Source organism: Prauserella isguenensis, assembly GCF_014191605.1.
Lineage (GTDB): Bacteria > Actinomycetota > Actinomycetes > Mycobacteriales > Pseudonocardiaceae > Prauserella > Prauserella isguenensis.
This window is the reverse complement of record NZ_JACHWU010000006.1, coordinates 25,270-40,217: the sequence shown is the minus strand read 5'-3', so window position 1 is coordinate 40,217 and position 14,948 is coordinate 25,270. Positions and strand designations below refer to the sequence as shown.

The following is a 14,948-nucleotide window of genomic DNA, read 5'->3' as shown; positions in this document are numbered from 1 at the left end:
GTATTCCCGTCGCCGAGGTGGAGGACCTCACGGTGCGTGGGCGCTGCTCGCGGGGTAACCCTGGAGACATGCAGACGATCACTTTGGGCAGGAGCGGTCTCGACGTCTCGCGGATCTGCTTCGGGACGTGGCAGATCGGCGGCGACTGGGGTTCGTTCGACTCCGACGCCGCGATCGACGCCATCCGGCAGGCCCGCGAGCTGGGCGTGACGTTCTTCGACACGGCGCAGGCGTACGGTTTCGGCGCGTCCGAGGAGCTGCTCGGCAGGGCGCTGCGGCCGGACCTGGACCGAGACCGCGACAGTGTCGTCATCGCGACGAAGGGCGGCATCGAACCGGGCAGCGACCGGCCGCGGAAGGCGACGCGGGAGTTCCTGCGCAGCGGTGTCGAGCAGAGCCTGCGGCACCTTGGTGTCGACCACATCGACCTGTATCAGGTGCACTGGCCCGACGAGCGGACTCCGGCGGAGGAGACGGCCTCGGCGCTGCAGGAACTGGTCGACGAGGGCAAGATCCGCCACGCGGGAGTGTCCAATTACGACAGCGAACAGCTCGCGGCGTTCGACCGAACCCGGCCGGTGGAGACGCTGCAGCCGCCGTACCACCTGCTGCGCCGGGACATCGAGACCGATCCGCTGCCGTACGCGCGGGAACACGACATCGGCGTGCTGGTCTACAGCGCGCTGGGCAGTGGCCTGTTGACCGGGGCGCTGACGGCCGACGCCACGTTCGAGGCGTCGGACTGGCGCTCGCAGTCGTCGGCGTTCCAGGGGGAGAACCTGCGGCGGAACGTGGCGGTGGTCGAGGAGCTGAAGGAGTTCGCGGCGGGCAGGAACGCGAGCGTCAGCCAGCTCGCGATCGCGTGGACGCTGGCGCAACCGGGGGTGCACGTGGCGATCGTCGGTGCGCGCAGGGCCCGCAACATCGCCGACAGCGTCGGTGCGGCGGACCTCGAGCTGACCACCGGCGACCTGGCGGAGATCGACCGCATCACCGCGGCGGGCGTCCCGGTGACGGGCGCCAGCCCGGAGGGCATTGCCTGACGCTCAGTAGTCGTGGAACCCAGCCGCACGCCGGCGGCAGGGTGCCCCGAGGGCACCTCGGGGCACTCACCGCCCGAAGGTGCCCTCGGGGGGCGAGTGTTCCGCGAGGCGGGCGGCGGCGGATACCGCGGGTGATTCGCCGTGGGTCAGCGGGTCGCCTTCTCCAGATCCGTCAACGCCGTGTCGAGATGCGTGAGCAGGCGTTGCAGGTGCGGGACGCTGCGGCGGCAGCCGGTGATGCCGACGTCGAGGTCGTCGCCGGAGGTCGTCAGCGTGATGTTCAGTGCCTGCCCGTCGAGCAGCACCGACGCGGGGTAGATGCCGTCGAGGCGTGCTCCGTTCCAGTACATCTGTTTGCGCGGTCCCGGCACGTTCGAGATCACCAGGTTGAACGGCGGGCGCGTGTTCCCGGCGATCCCGGGCACCGGGCTCGCCGCGAGCGGAGCGACGTTCAGCGCCGACAACAGTAACGCCTGCAGCGGGGTCAGTTCGCGGAACACACGCTTGGCGTCGGCCGTGGACCGTGCCACGGTCTCCAGTCGTTCGTCGGCGTCCTGCAGGTCGGTGCCGAGGTTCGTCAGCAGGGCGCCGATGCGGTTGCCGGACGCCTCGCCCGGGTCGCCGGGCGACCGCATCGACACCGGCACCATCGCTGTCAACGGTGCGGTGGGCAGCGCGTGCCGTTCGATCAGGTAGGCCCGCAGGGCACCGCCGCACATCGCGAGCACGACGTCGTTGCGCGTCACGCCCGCCGCTGAGGCGACCGTCCTGATCCGTTCCAGCGGCCACGACTGCGCGGCGAACCGCCGCGCGCCGCCGACCGGCACGTTGAACATCGTCCGCGGCGCCTCGAGCGGCAGGGTGAGGGTGCGTTCGCGGAAGGCCTCCTTGGCGACCGACAGTGCCGCGGCGGGGGCGCCCGCGAGCTGCCGCGCCGTTCCTGTCGCCGTCCGGAGCACGTCCATCGGGTCCGGGGCGGTGCGCGGTGTGCGTGGTCGTGAATCGCGTTTTCCCCACGGTGGTGGGCAGGAGCGGTCGTCCGGGTCCTCGGACAGCACGCCGGTCACCTGCCGCAGTGCGGACACGCCGTCCATCGCCGCGTGGTGAATCTTGCTGTACAGGGCGAACCGGCCGTCGGCGAGTCCTTCGACGAGGTGCACCTCCCACAGCGGACGGTGCCGGTCGAGCAGGGTGCTGTGCCAGCGGGACGTGAGCTCGAGCAGTTCGCGGATGCGGCCGGGGCCGGGCAGCGCCGAGTGGCGGAAGTGGTAGTCGAGGTCGAGGTGGGGATCGCGTTGCCACGCCAGGTAACCCGCGGTGTTGACCGGTCTGCGCAGTCGCTGCTGGAAGACGTCACGCACCGTGGTGCGCTGGAGCAGCGTTTCACGGATCTCGCGCAGGTACTCGGGGCCGGCGTCGTCGGGCGGTGTGAACAGCTGCAGGCCGCCCACGTGCATGGGATGCTCGCGGGTTTCGATCGCGAGGAACATCGAGTCGGTCACGGGCATCAGCGACATCGGTGCCACCTCCCACGGGTCGGGGACCGCCGCCCGCAGCGTGCGGTGGCAGGAGTGTACGCACCGACGCCCGTGCCGTGGCCATACCGACGGATCCGGAGATCGGGATTCTGCACCGCGCTCCGCACACCCGTGTGCCGGAGCGGGTGCGGTAGACGTTCGCCGAGTCGGCGCTGCCGGACCGTGCGGCGGTGGGCGGGTACGCATTAACGTCGGGGACATGACCATCCCGACGGACCCGGAAACCGGGGAGTTCCACCGCGCGCCCAACGCGTTCACCTCCCGTATCACCGCCGACGGCCGCGACGGCTGGCCCGTCGAAGCGGGCCGCTACCGGCTGGTCGTCAGCCGCGCGTGCCCGTGGGCGAGTCGGGCGCTGGTGGTGCGCAGGCTGCTCGGGCTGGAGAACGTCCTGTCGCTGGCCGTGGCCGATCCGATCCAGGACTCGCGCAGTTGGCGGTTCACGCTCGATCCGGGCGACGTCGACCCGGTGCTCGGCATCGGATTCCTGTACGAGGCCTACGAGAAGGCCGATCCCACGTACGACGGCGGCATCAGCGTGCCCGCGATCGTCGACGTGCCGAGCGGCAAGCTCGTCACCAACGACTACCCGCAGATCACGCTCGACCTCGACACCCAGTGGACGGCGCTGCGGCGAGACGGCGCGCCCGAGCTGTACCCCGAGGCCCTGCGCGACGAGATCGATGCCGTCAACGCCGACGTGCACCGAGACGTCAACGCGGCCGTCTACGAGGCCGGGTTCGCCACGAAGCAGGCGGCCTACGAGGACGCCTACGACCGGCTGTTCGCCCGCCTCGACGTGCTGTCGGACCGGCTCTCGCGGCAGCGCTACCTCGTGGGCGACACGATCACCGAAGCCGACATCCGCCTGTTCACCACGCTGGTGCGGTTCGACGCCGTCTACCACGGCCACTTCAAGTGCAACCGCCACAAGCTCACCGAACTGCCGGTGCTGTGGGCCTACGCGCGGGACCTGTTCCAGACGCCGGGCTTCGGTGACACCGTCGACTTCGACCACATCAAACGGCACTACTACCAGGTGCACGAGCAGGTGAACCCGACGCGGATCGTGCCGAAGGGACCGGACCTGTCCGGCTGGCGTACTCCGCACGGCCGGGAGGAACTGGGCGGACGGCCGTTCGGCAACGGTACGCCTCCGCCCCCTCCGCCCCCGCAGGAGGCCATCACCTCGGTGTCGTGAGGTCTACTCGTATCCTCTCGGCGTGGCAGCGACCGGAGGATGCACGGGAGGCGAACGGCTCGCGGACGCACTGCGCGAGCTCGAGGTCGATCGCGCGTTCGGGCTGCCGGGGGTGCACAACCTGCCCGCGTGGAATGCGTTGTCGCAGCAGGGGATCCGGCTGATCGGAGTTCGCCACGAACAGTCGGCCGCCTTCGCCGCGGACGGTTACGCCCGCGCCACGGGCCGGCTCGGCGTGGCGGTCGTGACGACCGGTCCCGGCGCCGCCAACACTCTCGCCGCGGTCGGTGAGGCGCAGGCGTCGGCATCGCCGGTGGTCGTCGTCGCCACGGACGTGCCGTCCGCGCTGCGCCGCCCGGGCGTGGTGCGCGGGGCGCTGCACGAGATGTCGGATCAGGCCGCGATGTTCGCGCCGCTGACGAAGGCGGCCCTGACCGCGGAGTCGCCCGACGACGTCGCGCGCGTGATCCGCAGGGCGGGCCGGCTCGCGCGCAGGCCGCAGAGCGGTCCGGTGTACGTCGGCATCCCCGCGGACTTCCTCACCGCGGAGGCTGCGGCCGAACCGCTGCCGGCCGACCCGCTGCCGGCGGAGTCGACCGAGGTGATCCACCGCGTCGACGTCGCCGACCTGTTGCAGGCACGGGAGTTGCTGAGCACGGCACGGCGGCCGGTGATCTGGGCGGGCGGCGGCGCGTTGCGCGCAGGCGCGGGCGAAGCGCTCGGGGAGCTGGCCGAAACCCTGGCCGCGCCCGTCATCACGACGTACGCCGCGCGGGGCATCGTGCCGCCGGACCATCCGTGCCGCGCGTCGAATCCCGTGCACACGCCCGAGGTCGGTGCACTGTGGGACGAGGCCGACGTCGTGCTCGCCGTCGGCACCGACTTCGACGGCATGATGACGCAGAACTGGCGGATGCCGAAGCCGCCGACGCTCATCACGATCAACGTCGACGCGGGTGACGCCGCCAAGAACTACCTGCCGGATCTGCAACTGACCGGTGACGCCCGCGAGGTCACCGAGAACCTGGCGTTGGGCATGCCGCGGCGGGCGGGCCTGACCGAACTGTCACGCCGACTCGACGACATCGAGACGCGCGTGCGCAGGCGGATCCGCAGGGAGGAACCGCAGGCCGCGGAGCTGCTGACCGCACTGTCCGAGACGCTGCCCGACGACGCGGTGCTGGTCTCGGACATGTGCATCGCCGGTTACTGGATCGGCGGCTTCTACCGGGTCGCGGCCCCGCGCAAGCTGGCCTATCCGATGGGCTGGGGCACCCTCGGCTTCGGATTTCCCGCCTCGCTCGGTGTCGCGGCCGCGGGCGGCGGCCGCGCGGTGTGCGTGACGGGCGACGGCGGATTCCTGTACGGCGTCGGCGAGCTCGCCACGGCGATCCAGGAGGCCCTGCCGCTCACGGTCGTGGTGGTCGACGACAGCGGATACGGCATGCTCCGCTACGACCAGACGCGCGGCGGCCTGCCGCACGAGGGGGTCGATCTCGTGACGCCGGACTTCGTCGGGCTGGCCAAGTCGTTCGGGATCGACGCCGACCGGGTGGACGGGTTCGGCCGTGCGTTCCGGAGGCGGTTGCGCGAGTTCACGCGCTCGGAGGAGCCGAACCTGCTGGTGGTGGCGGCCGAGCTCAGCCCGCCGCTGAACACCTCGCCGCGCTGGTACCGCCGCTGACGACAGCTCGCTCGGTAACGGTGACGACTGCGCCGCGGCACCCCGACGATCGCACCGCGGTGCCGTGATCGGCGGCCCTCCCGTGGAGCGGCCACGTAGGCTGGGCGGCATGACCACCGACACCGCGACCGCCGAGCGAGTGCTGTCCGAGGCCACGACGATCGCCGTCGTGGGCCTGAGCCGGAGCCCGGCGAAGTCGGCGCATTCGGTGCCCGCCGCGATGCAGTCGGCGGGTTTCCGCGTGATCCCCGTCCACCCGTCGGCCGACGTACTGCTGGGGGAGCGGGTCTACCGCACGCTGGCCGACGTCCCGGAGCCCGTGGACATCGTCGACGTGTTCCGCCCGTCGGCCGAGGCGGCGGGCGTCGCCAGGCAGGCCGCGGAGATCGGCGCGAAGGCGCTGTGGTTGCAGCAGGACATCGTCTCGGCCGAGGCGCGCGGCATCGCCGCCGAGGCGGGTATCGACTACGTCGAGGACCAGTGCATCGCCGTGGTCCGGGCCTTGGCGGGCATCACGCGCTGACCACGGAGCCCGCGCCGTGGGCGGTGGACGTCACGGGGTTGCCCGGGCGCTCGCCTGACGCCGGAGCGTGAGGAGGAGCAGCGCGCCGGGACCACCCTCCGCAGGACCGGAGTTCCCGATGACGTCGTGGGCCTCACCCAGTTCCTGCTCTCCTCGCGCGCAGCACCTCACCGGGCAGGATGTCCATCTCGACGGTGGTGCCCGTCCGCCGCGGTAGTCCGGTGGCCGAGTACGCCTAGAACGGTGGGCTCGCGTCGCCCTGACTTCGGGGTGAGAACGGGGTGGCGGTGTGCGGTATAGGTCGCCCCGTGCGGCGTCGTCACCCGGGCGATGCCGTGGACCGGGTCGTAGCGAGCACTCCAATCCGGATCGTCTTTCAGCCGGTGGTGCCGTCGGCACCGTGGGCCGCCGTTGGCTACCGAGGTCGAGCCGCCGCCGGGTGTGTTGGCCCAGGGGCGTTCGTGGTCGTGGTCGCAGTGCCGGGCAGGCCGGTGACACCAGGGCATGATGCATTCCCGGTCGCGTACCCGGACCAACTCGCGGATCACAGCGCTCGGGCGCCGCCGTGTCCGCCCCAGGTCGACCGGCTCGCCGGTTCCGGGATCGCACAGCACGGCGCGCCAGGTGCTGTGTTCGTTGGTCATGATCTCCCGGGCGATCGGGGCGGGTATCGGTCCGTAGCCGTCCAACTCACACCGCTCGTCCGAGATCGTCAGGGCCGCGTCGGCGGGAACGTGCAGATAGACCATGGCTGCGGCCTCCGGCGGCGCCACACCCGGGTCATGTCCCAGTAGCAGGTCGGCGGTCACGTCCGCGCGCAGTTGGTCGAGGGTGCGCTGGTCGCCGCGGTGGCGCAGTGACCGTGCCATCCCGTCCACCCGCGAATAGCACGCGCCCGCCACCTCCGCCGGCAGATGCGCCTCCAACGAGGACATCACATGCTCACCCGGCGTGAGTTCGAGCTTCCGCTCTGCCCGTGCTCGCCGCGCCCGCTCGACCTGCCCGTCGGGGTCGACCTTCTCCACGAGTCGGCGCACCCGTTGGGTCAGGTTGCCCGGCTGCCACGCCGTTTCCGGCGCGTCCGCCAACCTTTCCGCCAGCAGAGCGTCGACATTCCGGGCCGCGTCGTCGTCGAGCGGGTCGACCACGGCCAACACGCGCCGCACGCCATACGTCCCGACCTCGCCGGTGCGCATCGACCCGAGCAGCCACGGCATTCGTCGCATCACCGACCTGCCGTCGTCGATGCGGCGTTCCACCTCGCGGGTCGAGACTCGCAGGACGGGCGTCAACTCCTCCGCCACACCGCGATCGTTACCCACGGCCGCCGAGATGTCGGCCAGCAGTGCCAGTTCCTCGGCATCGAGCTGCGCCCGCCGAACCCGCAGGCCCCGCAGTCGCTCGACTGTTTCACCAACGTCGTCCCCCATGTCATTCACAATTCCCACTGTGTCGAACTAGTGGTCGAATAGACAATGGCACAATGGGGTGAACCAGCGCAGCCCCTCGCGTCGAAAGCCCGACCAACGAGCCAACTCAGGCCAACGAGACAACCCATATCAACGGATAACCACGACACACGAGACAAACGAAGCCGGCCCCGGCGCATGGCCGGCCTGTGTCGTCGCCGGACGGTTCGACGTGCACGTCGAACCGGCGATGCGGTGGGTTCTGTGTTGCCACCGGTGACGCCGGTGGCAGGTGCACGAGTGGGCCGTGATGGGTCCCGGGTCGGCGCCGCGGGAACGCGGTCGCGACCGGAAACCCTGTCGGCGCGCGCCGGTCGGCGGTATCGTGCGAAGCATGTCTCCACCGTGACGCTCGACGAAGCGACGTTCGCCTCGTCCGTCCCAGCCCGCCCGGCGCCTGACCCGGCGCGCGTGTGCCTGGGCGGTGCTCGCGGACGCGGTGCCGCTGTACGCGCTGCTGTTCAGCGCGCACGGCCTCTCCGACGCGCAGATCTCCGCGCTGTTGGCCGTCTGGTCGCTGACCGGTGTCGTCGCCGAGGTGCCCACCGGCGCGCTCGCCGACCGCTTCTCCCGCACCGGCTCCATGGCTGCGGGCGGTGTCGCCCAGGCCCTCGCCTACGTGTTGTGGACGGCTTTTCCCGGGTTCGGTGCGTTCGCGGCCGGTTTCGTGCTGTGGGGCATCGGCGGCACGCTCGTCTCCGGTGCGGTCGAGGCGTGGCTGTACGACAGCCTGGTCGAACTGGGCGAACCGGAACGGTTCCGCAGCAGCTACGGCCGGCTCGACGCGTGTGAACTGCTCGCACAGGTCCCTGCCGCCGTCGGCGCGACCGTACTGTTTCCGCTCGGCGGATTCGAGCTCGTCGGGTGGGCCGGCGTCGCCACGTGCCTCGGCGCCGCCGCGGTGGCCGCCCGGCTACCCGAACCGCCGCGCCACGACCCGGCCACGAACACGGACGGCGCGGACACCGACGACGCGGACACCGACGGCGGGCAACAGGGCGGCGGGCAACAGGGCAGCGGGGACCAGGGCAGCGGGCCACAGGGCGAGCTCGGGTACGTCGCCACGCTGCGGGCCGGGATCGTCGCCGCGGTCCGCACGCCCGGTGTCCCGGTGGCGCTGTTCGTCGTGGCGCTCCTGACCTCGCTCGACAACATCGAGGAGTACTTCGGCCTGCTCGCCGAGGACTGGCACGTTCCGGTGCGGTGGGTGCCGCTCGCGGTCCTCGGCATCCCACTCGCCGGTGCCGCCGGTGCGTTGTTCGCAGCACGCCTGCGTGACAGGTGGGCGAGCGCGCTGTTGTCGGCCGGTGTCGCGTTGTTCGCGGTCGCCGGGTTGTGGGCACAGCCCACGGGCCTGGCGCTCGTCGCGGTGTTCTACGCGCTGTACCGCGGGGTGCTCGTCGTCGCCGAGGCCCGACTGCAGGAACGCATCGCCGGCGCGACGCGGGCGACGGTCACCTCGATCGCGGGCGTCGGCATCGAACTGGCCGGCCTCCTCGTGTTCGCCGCATGGGCGGTCGCGGGCCTGCCCGCGACGCTGGTGCTGGCCGCGGTCGTCGCGTTCGCCGTGACACCCGGACTGCGCTCGCGGAACCCCGGTGGCGCGCGGGCCGTCCGAGGACACACCACGGGCGAAGGGACGAGGGGATCCGCGCCCCACCCGTGACGAAGAAGTCCGTCACCGCTCGCTGCCGTCGGTGACGCGGGCGTCCCCACGGGCCGTCGCTGCGCATCCACAGGAAGGGAGGCGCCGGTGCGGCTGCTCGGCTGGTGACGTCACGGCCCCGGCGCCGGCGCCCGGCGAGGCGGAACGGACGCTGCCGATGGCACGGTGCGGCCTCGACCGGCGTGCTGGCCGCACTATCGTGGGATCATGCTGCTCGAGGACCTGCGCCGTGACCTGCCCGCCGACCGGCTCGTCGACGACCCCGACGTCGTTGCCGGATACGTCCACGACGAGGCCGAATGGGCGCCGCACGGCAAACCGGAGGTGGTCGTCCGGCCGCGCAGTGCCGAGGAGGTCCAGGCCGTGGTCCGCGCCTGCCTCGCGCACGGAACGCCGCTGGTCACCCGCGGTGCGGGCACGGGCCTGTCCGGCGGCGCGAACGCCGTCGACGGATGCGTCCTGCTGTCCACAGAGCTGATGACGGCGGTGCGGGAGATCGACGAGTCCGAACGCCTTGCCGTCGTCGAACCGGGCGTGGTCAACGACGACCTGCGCGCCGCCTGCGCGGAACGCGGCCTGTGGTACCCGCCGGACCCGGCCAGCGCCCCGTGGTCGACGATCGGCGGCAACGTCGCCACCAACGCGGGCGGCCTGTGCTGCGTCAAGTACGGCGTGACCCGCGACTACGTCCTCGGGATGCAGGTCGTCACCGGGACCGGGGAGCTGGTGCGGCTCGGCAGGCGCACCGCGAAGGGCGTCGCCGGGTACGACCTCGCCGGGCTGATGGTCGGTTCGGAAGGCACGCTCGGCGTCGTCACCGAGGTGACGGTGAAGCTGCGGCCGCTGCGCGACCCCGAGCACACGGTAGCCGGGTACTTCTCCTCGATCGTCGACGCCGGACGTGCCGTCGCGGCGGTCGCCGACGCGGGTATCACGCCGTCCGCACTCGAGTTGGTCGACCGGCACTGCCTCGCCGCCGTGGACGCGTGGAAGAACATGGGCCTGTCGGTCGAGGCCGACGTCGTACTGCTCGGCCGGACCGACGCGCCGGGCGCGGCGGGGGAGCAGGAGGCCGACCGCATGCTCGCCTGCTTCGAGGAAGGCGGCGCCACGTGGGCGGCCCGGTCGACGGACCAGGAGGAGGCCGACGCGCTGTTCTCCGCCCGCCGCCTCGCCTACCCGGCACTGGAGCGGCTCGGCCCGCTGCTCACCGAGGACGTGTGCGTCCCGAAGGCGGCCGTGCCGGAGATGCTGGCCCGCATCGAGGCGGCCGCGCAACGGCACGACACGCACATCGCCAACATCGCGCACGCCGGTGACGGCAACCTTCATCCGCTGCTGAGCACGCCTCCCGGCGACGACGCCGCCCGCGAGCGTGCGCAGGAGGCGTTCCACGACATCATCCGCGACGCCCTCGAACTCGGCGGGACCGTCACCGGTGAGCACGGCGTCGGCCTGCTCAAGAAGGACGGCCTCGGCTTGGAACTGGACGGGGAGGTCGTCGCCATGCACCGGGCGGTCAAGACCGCGCTCGACCCGCACGGCATCCTCAACCCGGGCAAGGTCATCCCGGACTGACGGCCTCCCGGCCGACGGCACCGGCTACGGATCGCCGGTGCCGGTTCTCCCTGTCGTCAGCGGCGGTGCAGCCGCATCGGCAGTCCGTCGGCGGGCACCGGCAGTGACGTGTTGTCCCAGCGCGGGTGCACTCCGTCCGGCACGGTCCACGTGTAGTTGCGCAGCATCTCGTGCAGGATCGCCTTCACCTCGAGCGTGCCGAAGTGCAGCCCGATGCACTTGTGCACCCCGCCGCCGAACGGGATCCACGCGAACCGGTGCCCGGCGTCCTCGCGGCGGGATTCGGAGAAGCGGTCCGGGTCGAACCGGTCCGGGTCGGTCCAGATGCCGGGGTCGAAGTGGTTCACACCCGGTGCCGCGACGACGGCCGTCTCCGCCGGGATGTGATGCCCCGCGATCTGGGTGGGCTTCACGGTCATCCGCATCAGCGTCGGCACCGGTGCCACGAGGCGTAGCGACTCCTTGATGATCAGGTCCAGCGTGGTGAGGCTCTCCAGCGCGTGGATGTCGGGGACGTCGTCGCCGAGCGCGAGCGACTCCTGGCGGGCGCGCCGCTGCCACTCCGGATGCTTGCCGAGGTAATGCGCCGCGGCGCTGGTGGTGATCGTCGACGTGTCGTGCGCGGCCATCATCAGGAAGATCATGTGGTTGACGATGTCGTCGTCGCTGAAGCGCTCGCCGTCGTCGGTGGCGGCCTGGCACAGCCCGGCGAACAGGTCCGACCCGTCGGACAGGCGCGCCGCGGGCAGCTGCCTGCGGAAATAGTGTTCGAGGGTCTTCCGGCCCTGCACACCGGCGCGGAACCGGGTTCCGGGAAGCGGGTACCGCACGATCGACGTGGCCGCGCGCACGGCGTCGACGAACGCGTGGTTGATCTCGTCGAGGTCCTCGTCGCCGCCTCGGCCGCCCATGAACACCTGGGTCGCGACGTCGAGGGTGAGTTGTTTGAGCAGCCAGTAGATGCGCACCGGCCGACCGGCGGTCCACTGTGGAACATTGGCCCGCACCGAGGGGCCCATCTGGTCGACGTAGCCGGTCAGCCGGTCGCGGGTGAACGCGGACTGCATGATCCGGCGGTGCATGCGGTGCTCGTCGAAGTCCAGGAGCATGAGGCCGCGGTGGAAGAACTCGTCGATCATCCGGGTCCAGCCTTCCTGCGAGAAGGCCTTGTCCTTGTTGACGAGCACCTGCTGGGTCGCGTCGGGCCCGCCGACGGTCACCACTTTCTGCCCGAGCGAACCCATCCACGACACCGGGCCGAAGCGCTCGTAGCGATCGCGCAGGAACTCGTTGCCGAACCGGATGTAGCTCAGCGTGTGGCCGAGCAGCGGCGCACCCTGGTCACCGCGGACCGGTTCGAGGCCGCTGCCGCTCGGGGGTGGAGCGAGAGTGGTGACCCGGCCGTGGGTCGCGCGCAGCCACGCGTCGTCGACCGCTTTCGGCGCGGGCGCGGCGAGCACGGACGACAGGCGTTCGCGCGCCGCCCGGTTCGCGTGTTCCAGCAGTGAAACCATCTGAACTCCCCGTCACAGGAACGGATCCGTGGGATTCCCGCTGCCGCGAGGTCCACAGTGGATGAGGTGGTGCCGGTGAGCGGCCTGGGTCAGTGACCCGCGTCCCCGGCCGTGCCGACCGCGCGGGACTCGTACTCCTTACGGGCCGTGTGGTCGGCGGCACCGAGCACGCGATGGGCGCCGCTGGCGCGCAACAGCCCGTCGGAGAGCTTCCGGGGAAGCAGCGCCCCGAGCGTGTTCGCCACCACCAGGTCGCGCGGCACGTAGACGTCGAACCGCGGCCTGCGGATCGTTGCCAGCACGGCTGCCGCGACGTCCTCCGGTGTCACGGGCCGGATCGCGCGCGATTCGCCGAGGCCGGTCGCCAGTTCGGTCCGCACGACCGACGGCATCACGACCGATATGTCGACACCCGTGCGGTGCAGCTCCGCGCGCACGGCGTCGGAGAAACCGACCACGCCGTGTTTCGTGGCGCAGTAGGTGGCGGCTCCCTCGAACCCGATTCTGCCCGCCTCCGACGCGACGTTGACGATGTGGCCGCGGCCGCGTGGCCGCATGCGTCGTACGGCTTCCCGGCTTCCGTGGATGACCGCGTGCAGGTTGATCGCCAGCTGTTTCGCCGTGACCTCGTCCGGCTCGTCGTCGATGCGGCCGAGCGGCATGATCCCGGCGTTGTTGATGACCACGTCGACCGGGCCGAGGGCGTCCTCCACGGCGTCGAGGAACCGCGTGTACGCGGCCGCGGCGGTCACGTCGACCCGCCACGTGTGCACTCGCGGATGGTCGCGCAGCCGCGGGGGCAGCGCCGACAGGTCGAGGTCGGCGACGGCCACCGTCGCGCCCGCCTCGACGAGCGTCGTCGTCGTGGCCGCACCGATGCCGCGGGCGCCGCCGGTGATCGTGACGACCATGCCCGCGACGTCCCGCTGCCTGCGGCCGAAACGCCCGCGCGGCCCGCGTTCCTGACCCATTCGCGCCTCCTTGCGCTGGCCGGGGAATGCCGGACCTGATCTTGACCGGCGATCGCCAGCATCCAACTGACAACCCCGCATGTCAATATCGACCGAACGGGTGGCGGACGGGGAGACCTCAGGTCAGGCGGGCCGGGAGTCGCTCGTAGCCCCGCAGGATGCGCGTCGCCCGGTGTGCGGCACCGGGCCGCAATGACAGGTCCGGGAAGCGGTCGAACAACGCGCGCAGGCCGACCTCGCCCTCCATGCGGGCCAGTGCCGCGCCGAGGCAGTAGTGCCTGCCGGAGGAGAACGCGATGTGCTCGCGGGCGTTCGGTCGTGTCACGTCGAACGTGTGGGGATCGTCGAACACCTCGGGATCCCGGTTGGCGCCTGCCAGCAGCGTCGTCACGAGCGCCCCGGCGCGGACGGGCCTGCCCGCGATCTCCGTGTCGCGCACGGTCGTCCTGCCGGTGAGCAGCACGGGTGGGTCGAACCGCAGGATCTCGTCGACCGCGCCCGACCACAGTGACGGATCCTGGCGCACCTTCTCGAGCTGCGGCGGATGCTCACGCAACAGGGCGATGCCGTTGCCCAGCAGGTTGACCGTCGTCTCGAACCCGGCGGCCAGCACGAGGCCCGCCGTGGCGCGGAGCTCCTTGTCGTTCAGGCCGACCCCGTCCTCGCGTGCCGCGACGAGCTTGCTCAGCAGGTTGTCGCCGGGGTTCTCCTTCAGTGCGGCGAGGTGGCCGCCCAGCCAGGCGTCGAACTCGGCCAGGGCTCGATCCGTCTCGCGGAACTGCCGCCACGACATGCCCATGTCGAGACTCGGCGCCGCCGCGGTGCCGAGGGTGAGGACCTTGTGTCGCTCGTGATCGGGGACACCGAGGATCTCGGCGATCACGGTCACCGGCAGCAGACTGCAGTAGGCCTCGACCAGGTCGACCTCTTCGCCCGCTTGTGCACGGGCCTCCAGCGCGTCGAGCAGTTCGGCGGCGATCTCCTCGGTTCGCGTACGCAGGTTCTCCACCGCGCGGGCGGTGAACACACGGGTCACGAGTTTGCGGTAGCGCGTGTGCTCGGGCGGTTCGGTGGCCAGCAGCGACGGTGGTTCGATCGGGTGCAGGTGGTTCGAGGCCGACCATGCGCTCAGCCTGCCGAGGACACCGTCGACCCGGTCGATCCCGGCGCGCACGTCCTGCGAGGTCAGCACGTCGCGGACGACCGAGTGGTGCGAGACGAGGTAGGAGTACTTGCCGCGGACGATCGGCCCGCGATCGTGGATCTCGTCGAACAGCCCGGCCAGTCCCAGGGTCGGCGTCTCGGCGGACTCGGTGAACAGTCTCGCCTGCAGATCTCCCTTGCCCGCGGCGCTGCGGAGCGCGGCGCGGGGCATCGCATGGGTCACGCCCCAGCGCACGGCCTTCTTCGCGATGGACACCCTTGGCCTCCCATTATCTACTGCCGAGTAGGTACGGGTTCCAGTCTGCGCCCGTCGCGGCGCCGGGGAAAGGGGGCCCGGGCAGACCAGTCCTGTCGGCTCACCCGGGCCGGCTCGCGCCGGCGAGCGTGACCACCGCCGACTCGTGCGCGGACCGGAGAGTCTCCAGCTCGGCTTCGCTCCTCGGATGCTGCATCATCCGAGGGGCGAAGCCGTCGGTCGGCGCGATGATCGCATCGGCCGGTTCGCCGGTGGTCGTCCCGCCGGTGGCCGCTGGTGGGCCTTCGCCCTCGTGGCCGCCCACCGCCGGCGGAGCCGCGGCATCGAGGGTCACGACGGAA

12 protein-coding genes are annotated in these 14,948 nt (G+C 71.4%); 6 read left to right on the top strand and 6 right to left on the bottom strand.

What is annotated here, in order from left to right; genetic code table 11:
• Window positions 1–68: 68 nt before the first annotated feature.
• A complete protein-coding gene (locus FHS23_RS19710; protein ID WP_183658217.1) occupies window positions 69–1,043 on the top strand; it encodes an aldo/keto reductase in 975 nt (324 codons plus the stop codon).
• A 146-nt stretch (window positions 1,044–1,189) separates the two neighbouring features.
• On the opposite strand, the gene FHS23_RS19705 is transcribed toward FHS23_RS19710, so the two are convergent.
• Entirely contained in the window at window positions 1,190–2,560 is a 1,371-nt protein-coding gene (locus FHS23_RS19705) for a WS/DGAT/MGAT family O-acyltransferase (RefSeq protein WP_183658213.1), read from the bottom strand.
• A gap of 220 nt (window positions 2,561–2,780) precedes the next feature.
• Between FHS23_RS19705 and FHS23_RS19700 the strand changes: the two genes are divergently transcribed.
• The 3 genes from FHS23_RS19700 (at window position 2,781) to FHS23_RS19690 (ending at window position 5,989) form a co-directional block, all read left to right on the top strand.
• A complete protein-coding gene (locus FHS23_RS19700; RefSeq protein ID WP_183658210.1) occupies window positions 2,781–3,782 on the top strand; it encodes a glutathione S-transferase family protein in 1,002 nt (333 codons plus the stop codon).
• 22 nt (window positions 3,783–3,804) lie between these two features.
• A complete protein-coding gene (locus FHS23_RS19695) occupies window positions 3,805–5,466 on the top strand; it encodes a thiamine pyrophosphate-binding protein (protein ID WP_183658208.1) in 1,662 nt (553 codons plus the stop codon).
• 109 nt (window positions 5,467–5,575) lie between these two features.
• On the top strand, window positions 5,576–5,989 hold the full coding sequence (locus FHS23_RS19690) for a CoA-binding protein (RefSeq protein WP_183658205.1): 414 nt from the start codon (window positions 5,576–5,578) through the stop codon (window positions 5,987–5,989).
• Window positions 5,990–6,156: 167 nt separating this feature from the next.
• Here the strand turns inward: FHS23_RS19690 and FHS23_RS19685 are convergent, their stop codons facing one another.
• Window positions 6,157–7,419, bottom strand: a complete 1,263-nt coding sequence (locus tag FHS23_RS19685; protein ID WP_183658202.1) for an HNH endonuclease signature motif containing protein — start codon at window positions 7,417–7,419, stop codon at window positions 6,157–6,159.
• 463 nt (window positions 7,420–7,882) lie between these two features.
• On the opposite strand from FHS23_RS19685, the gene FHS23_RS19680 reads away from it, so the two are divergent.
• Both FHS23_RS19680 and FHS23_RS19675 read left to right on the top strand, forming a co-directional pair.
• Window positions 7,883–9,124, top strand: coding sequence for an MFS transporter (locus tag FHS23_RS19680; protein ID WP_183658199.1), 1,242 nt, complete (start codon window positions 7,883–7,885; stop codon window positions 9,122–9,124).
• 207 nt (window positions 9,125–9,331) lie between these two features.
• A complete protein-coding gene (locus FHS23_RS19675) occupies window positions 9,332–10,702 on the top strand; it encodes an FAD-binding oxidoreductase (RefSeq protein ID WP_183658195.1) in 1,371 nt (456 codons plus the stop codon).
• Window positions 10,703–10,758: 56 nt separating this feature from the next.
• Here the strand turns inward: FHS23_RS19675 and FHS23_RS19670 are convergent, their stop codons facing one another.
• From FHS23_RS19670 to FHS23_RS19655, 4 genes are all read right to left on the bottom strand, one after another.
• Window positions 10,759–12,216 (bottom strand): cytochrome P450, encoded by a 1,458-nt coding sequence (locus FHS23_RS19670; RefSeq protein WP_183658191.1) that lies wholly within the window; start codon window positions 12,214–12,216, stop codon window positions 10,759–10,761.
• A gap of 89 nt (window positions 12,217–12,305) precedes the next feature.
• A complete protein-coding gene (locus FHS23_RS19665; protein ID WP_183658189.1) occupies window positions 12,306–13,187 on the bottom strand; it encodes an SDR family oxidoreductase in 882 nt (293 codons plus the stop codon).
• Window positions 13,188–13,305: 118 nt separating this feature from the next.
• Window positions 13,306–14,562: a cytochrome P450 gene (locus FHS23_RS19660; protein ID WP_183658464.1), complete on the bottom strand. Its 1,257-nt coding sequence runs from the start codon at window positions 14,560–14,562 to the stop codon at window positions 13,306–13,308.
• Window positions 14,563–14,707: 145 nt separating this feature from the next.
• On the bottom strand, window positions 14,708–14,941 hold the full coding sequence (locus FHS23_RS19655; RefSeq protein WP_183658186.1) for a hypothetical protein: 234 nt from the start codon (window positions 14,939–14,941) through the stop codon (window positions 14,708–14,710).
• Window positions 14,942–14,948: the final 7 nt, after the last annotated feature.

Excerpts from the sequence above, each read along its gene's own strand:
- FHS23_RS19705 (WP_183658213.1), bottom strand. The coding sequence starts at position 2,560 with ATGTCGCTGATGCCCGTGACCGACTCGATGTTCCTCGCGATCGAAACC.
- FHS23_RS19690 (WP_183658205.1), top strand. The coding sequence starts at position 5,576 with ATGACCACCGACACCGCGACCGCCGAGCGAGTGCTGTCCGAGGCCACG.
- FHS23_RS19670 (WP_183658191.1), bottom strand. The coding sequence starts at position 12,216 with ATGGTTTCACTGCTGGAACACGCGAACCGGGCGGCGCGCGAACGCCTG.
- FHS23_RS19685 (WP_183658202.1), bottom strand. The coding sequence starts at position 7,419 with ATGGGGGACGACGTTGGTGAAACAGTCGAGCGACTGCGGGGCCTGCGG.
- FHS23_RS19660 (WP_183658464.1), bottom strand. The coding sequence starts at position 14,562 with ATGCCCCGCGCCGCGCTCCGCAGCGCCGCGGGCAAGGGAGATCTGCAG.
- FHS23_RS19665 (WP_183658189.1), bottom strand. The coding sequence starts at position 13,187 with ATGGGTCAGGAACGCGGGCCGCGCGGGCGTTTCGGCCGCAGGCAGCGG.
- FHS23_RS19710 (WP_183658217.1), top strand. The coding sequence starts at position 69 with ATGCAGACGATCACTTTGGGCAGGAGCGGTCTCGACGTCTCGCGGATC.
- FHS23_RS19700 (WP_183658210.1), top strand. The coding sequence starts at position 2,781 with ATGACCATCCCGACGGACCCGGAAACCGGGGAGTTCCACCGCGCGCCC.
- FHS23_RS19675 (WP_183658195.1), top strand. The coding sequence starts at position 9,332 with ATGCTGCTCGAGGACCTGCGCCGTGACCTGCCCGCCGACCGGCTCGTC.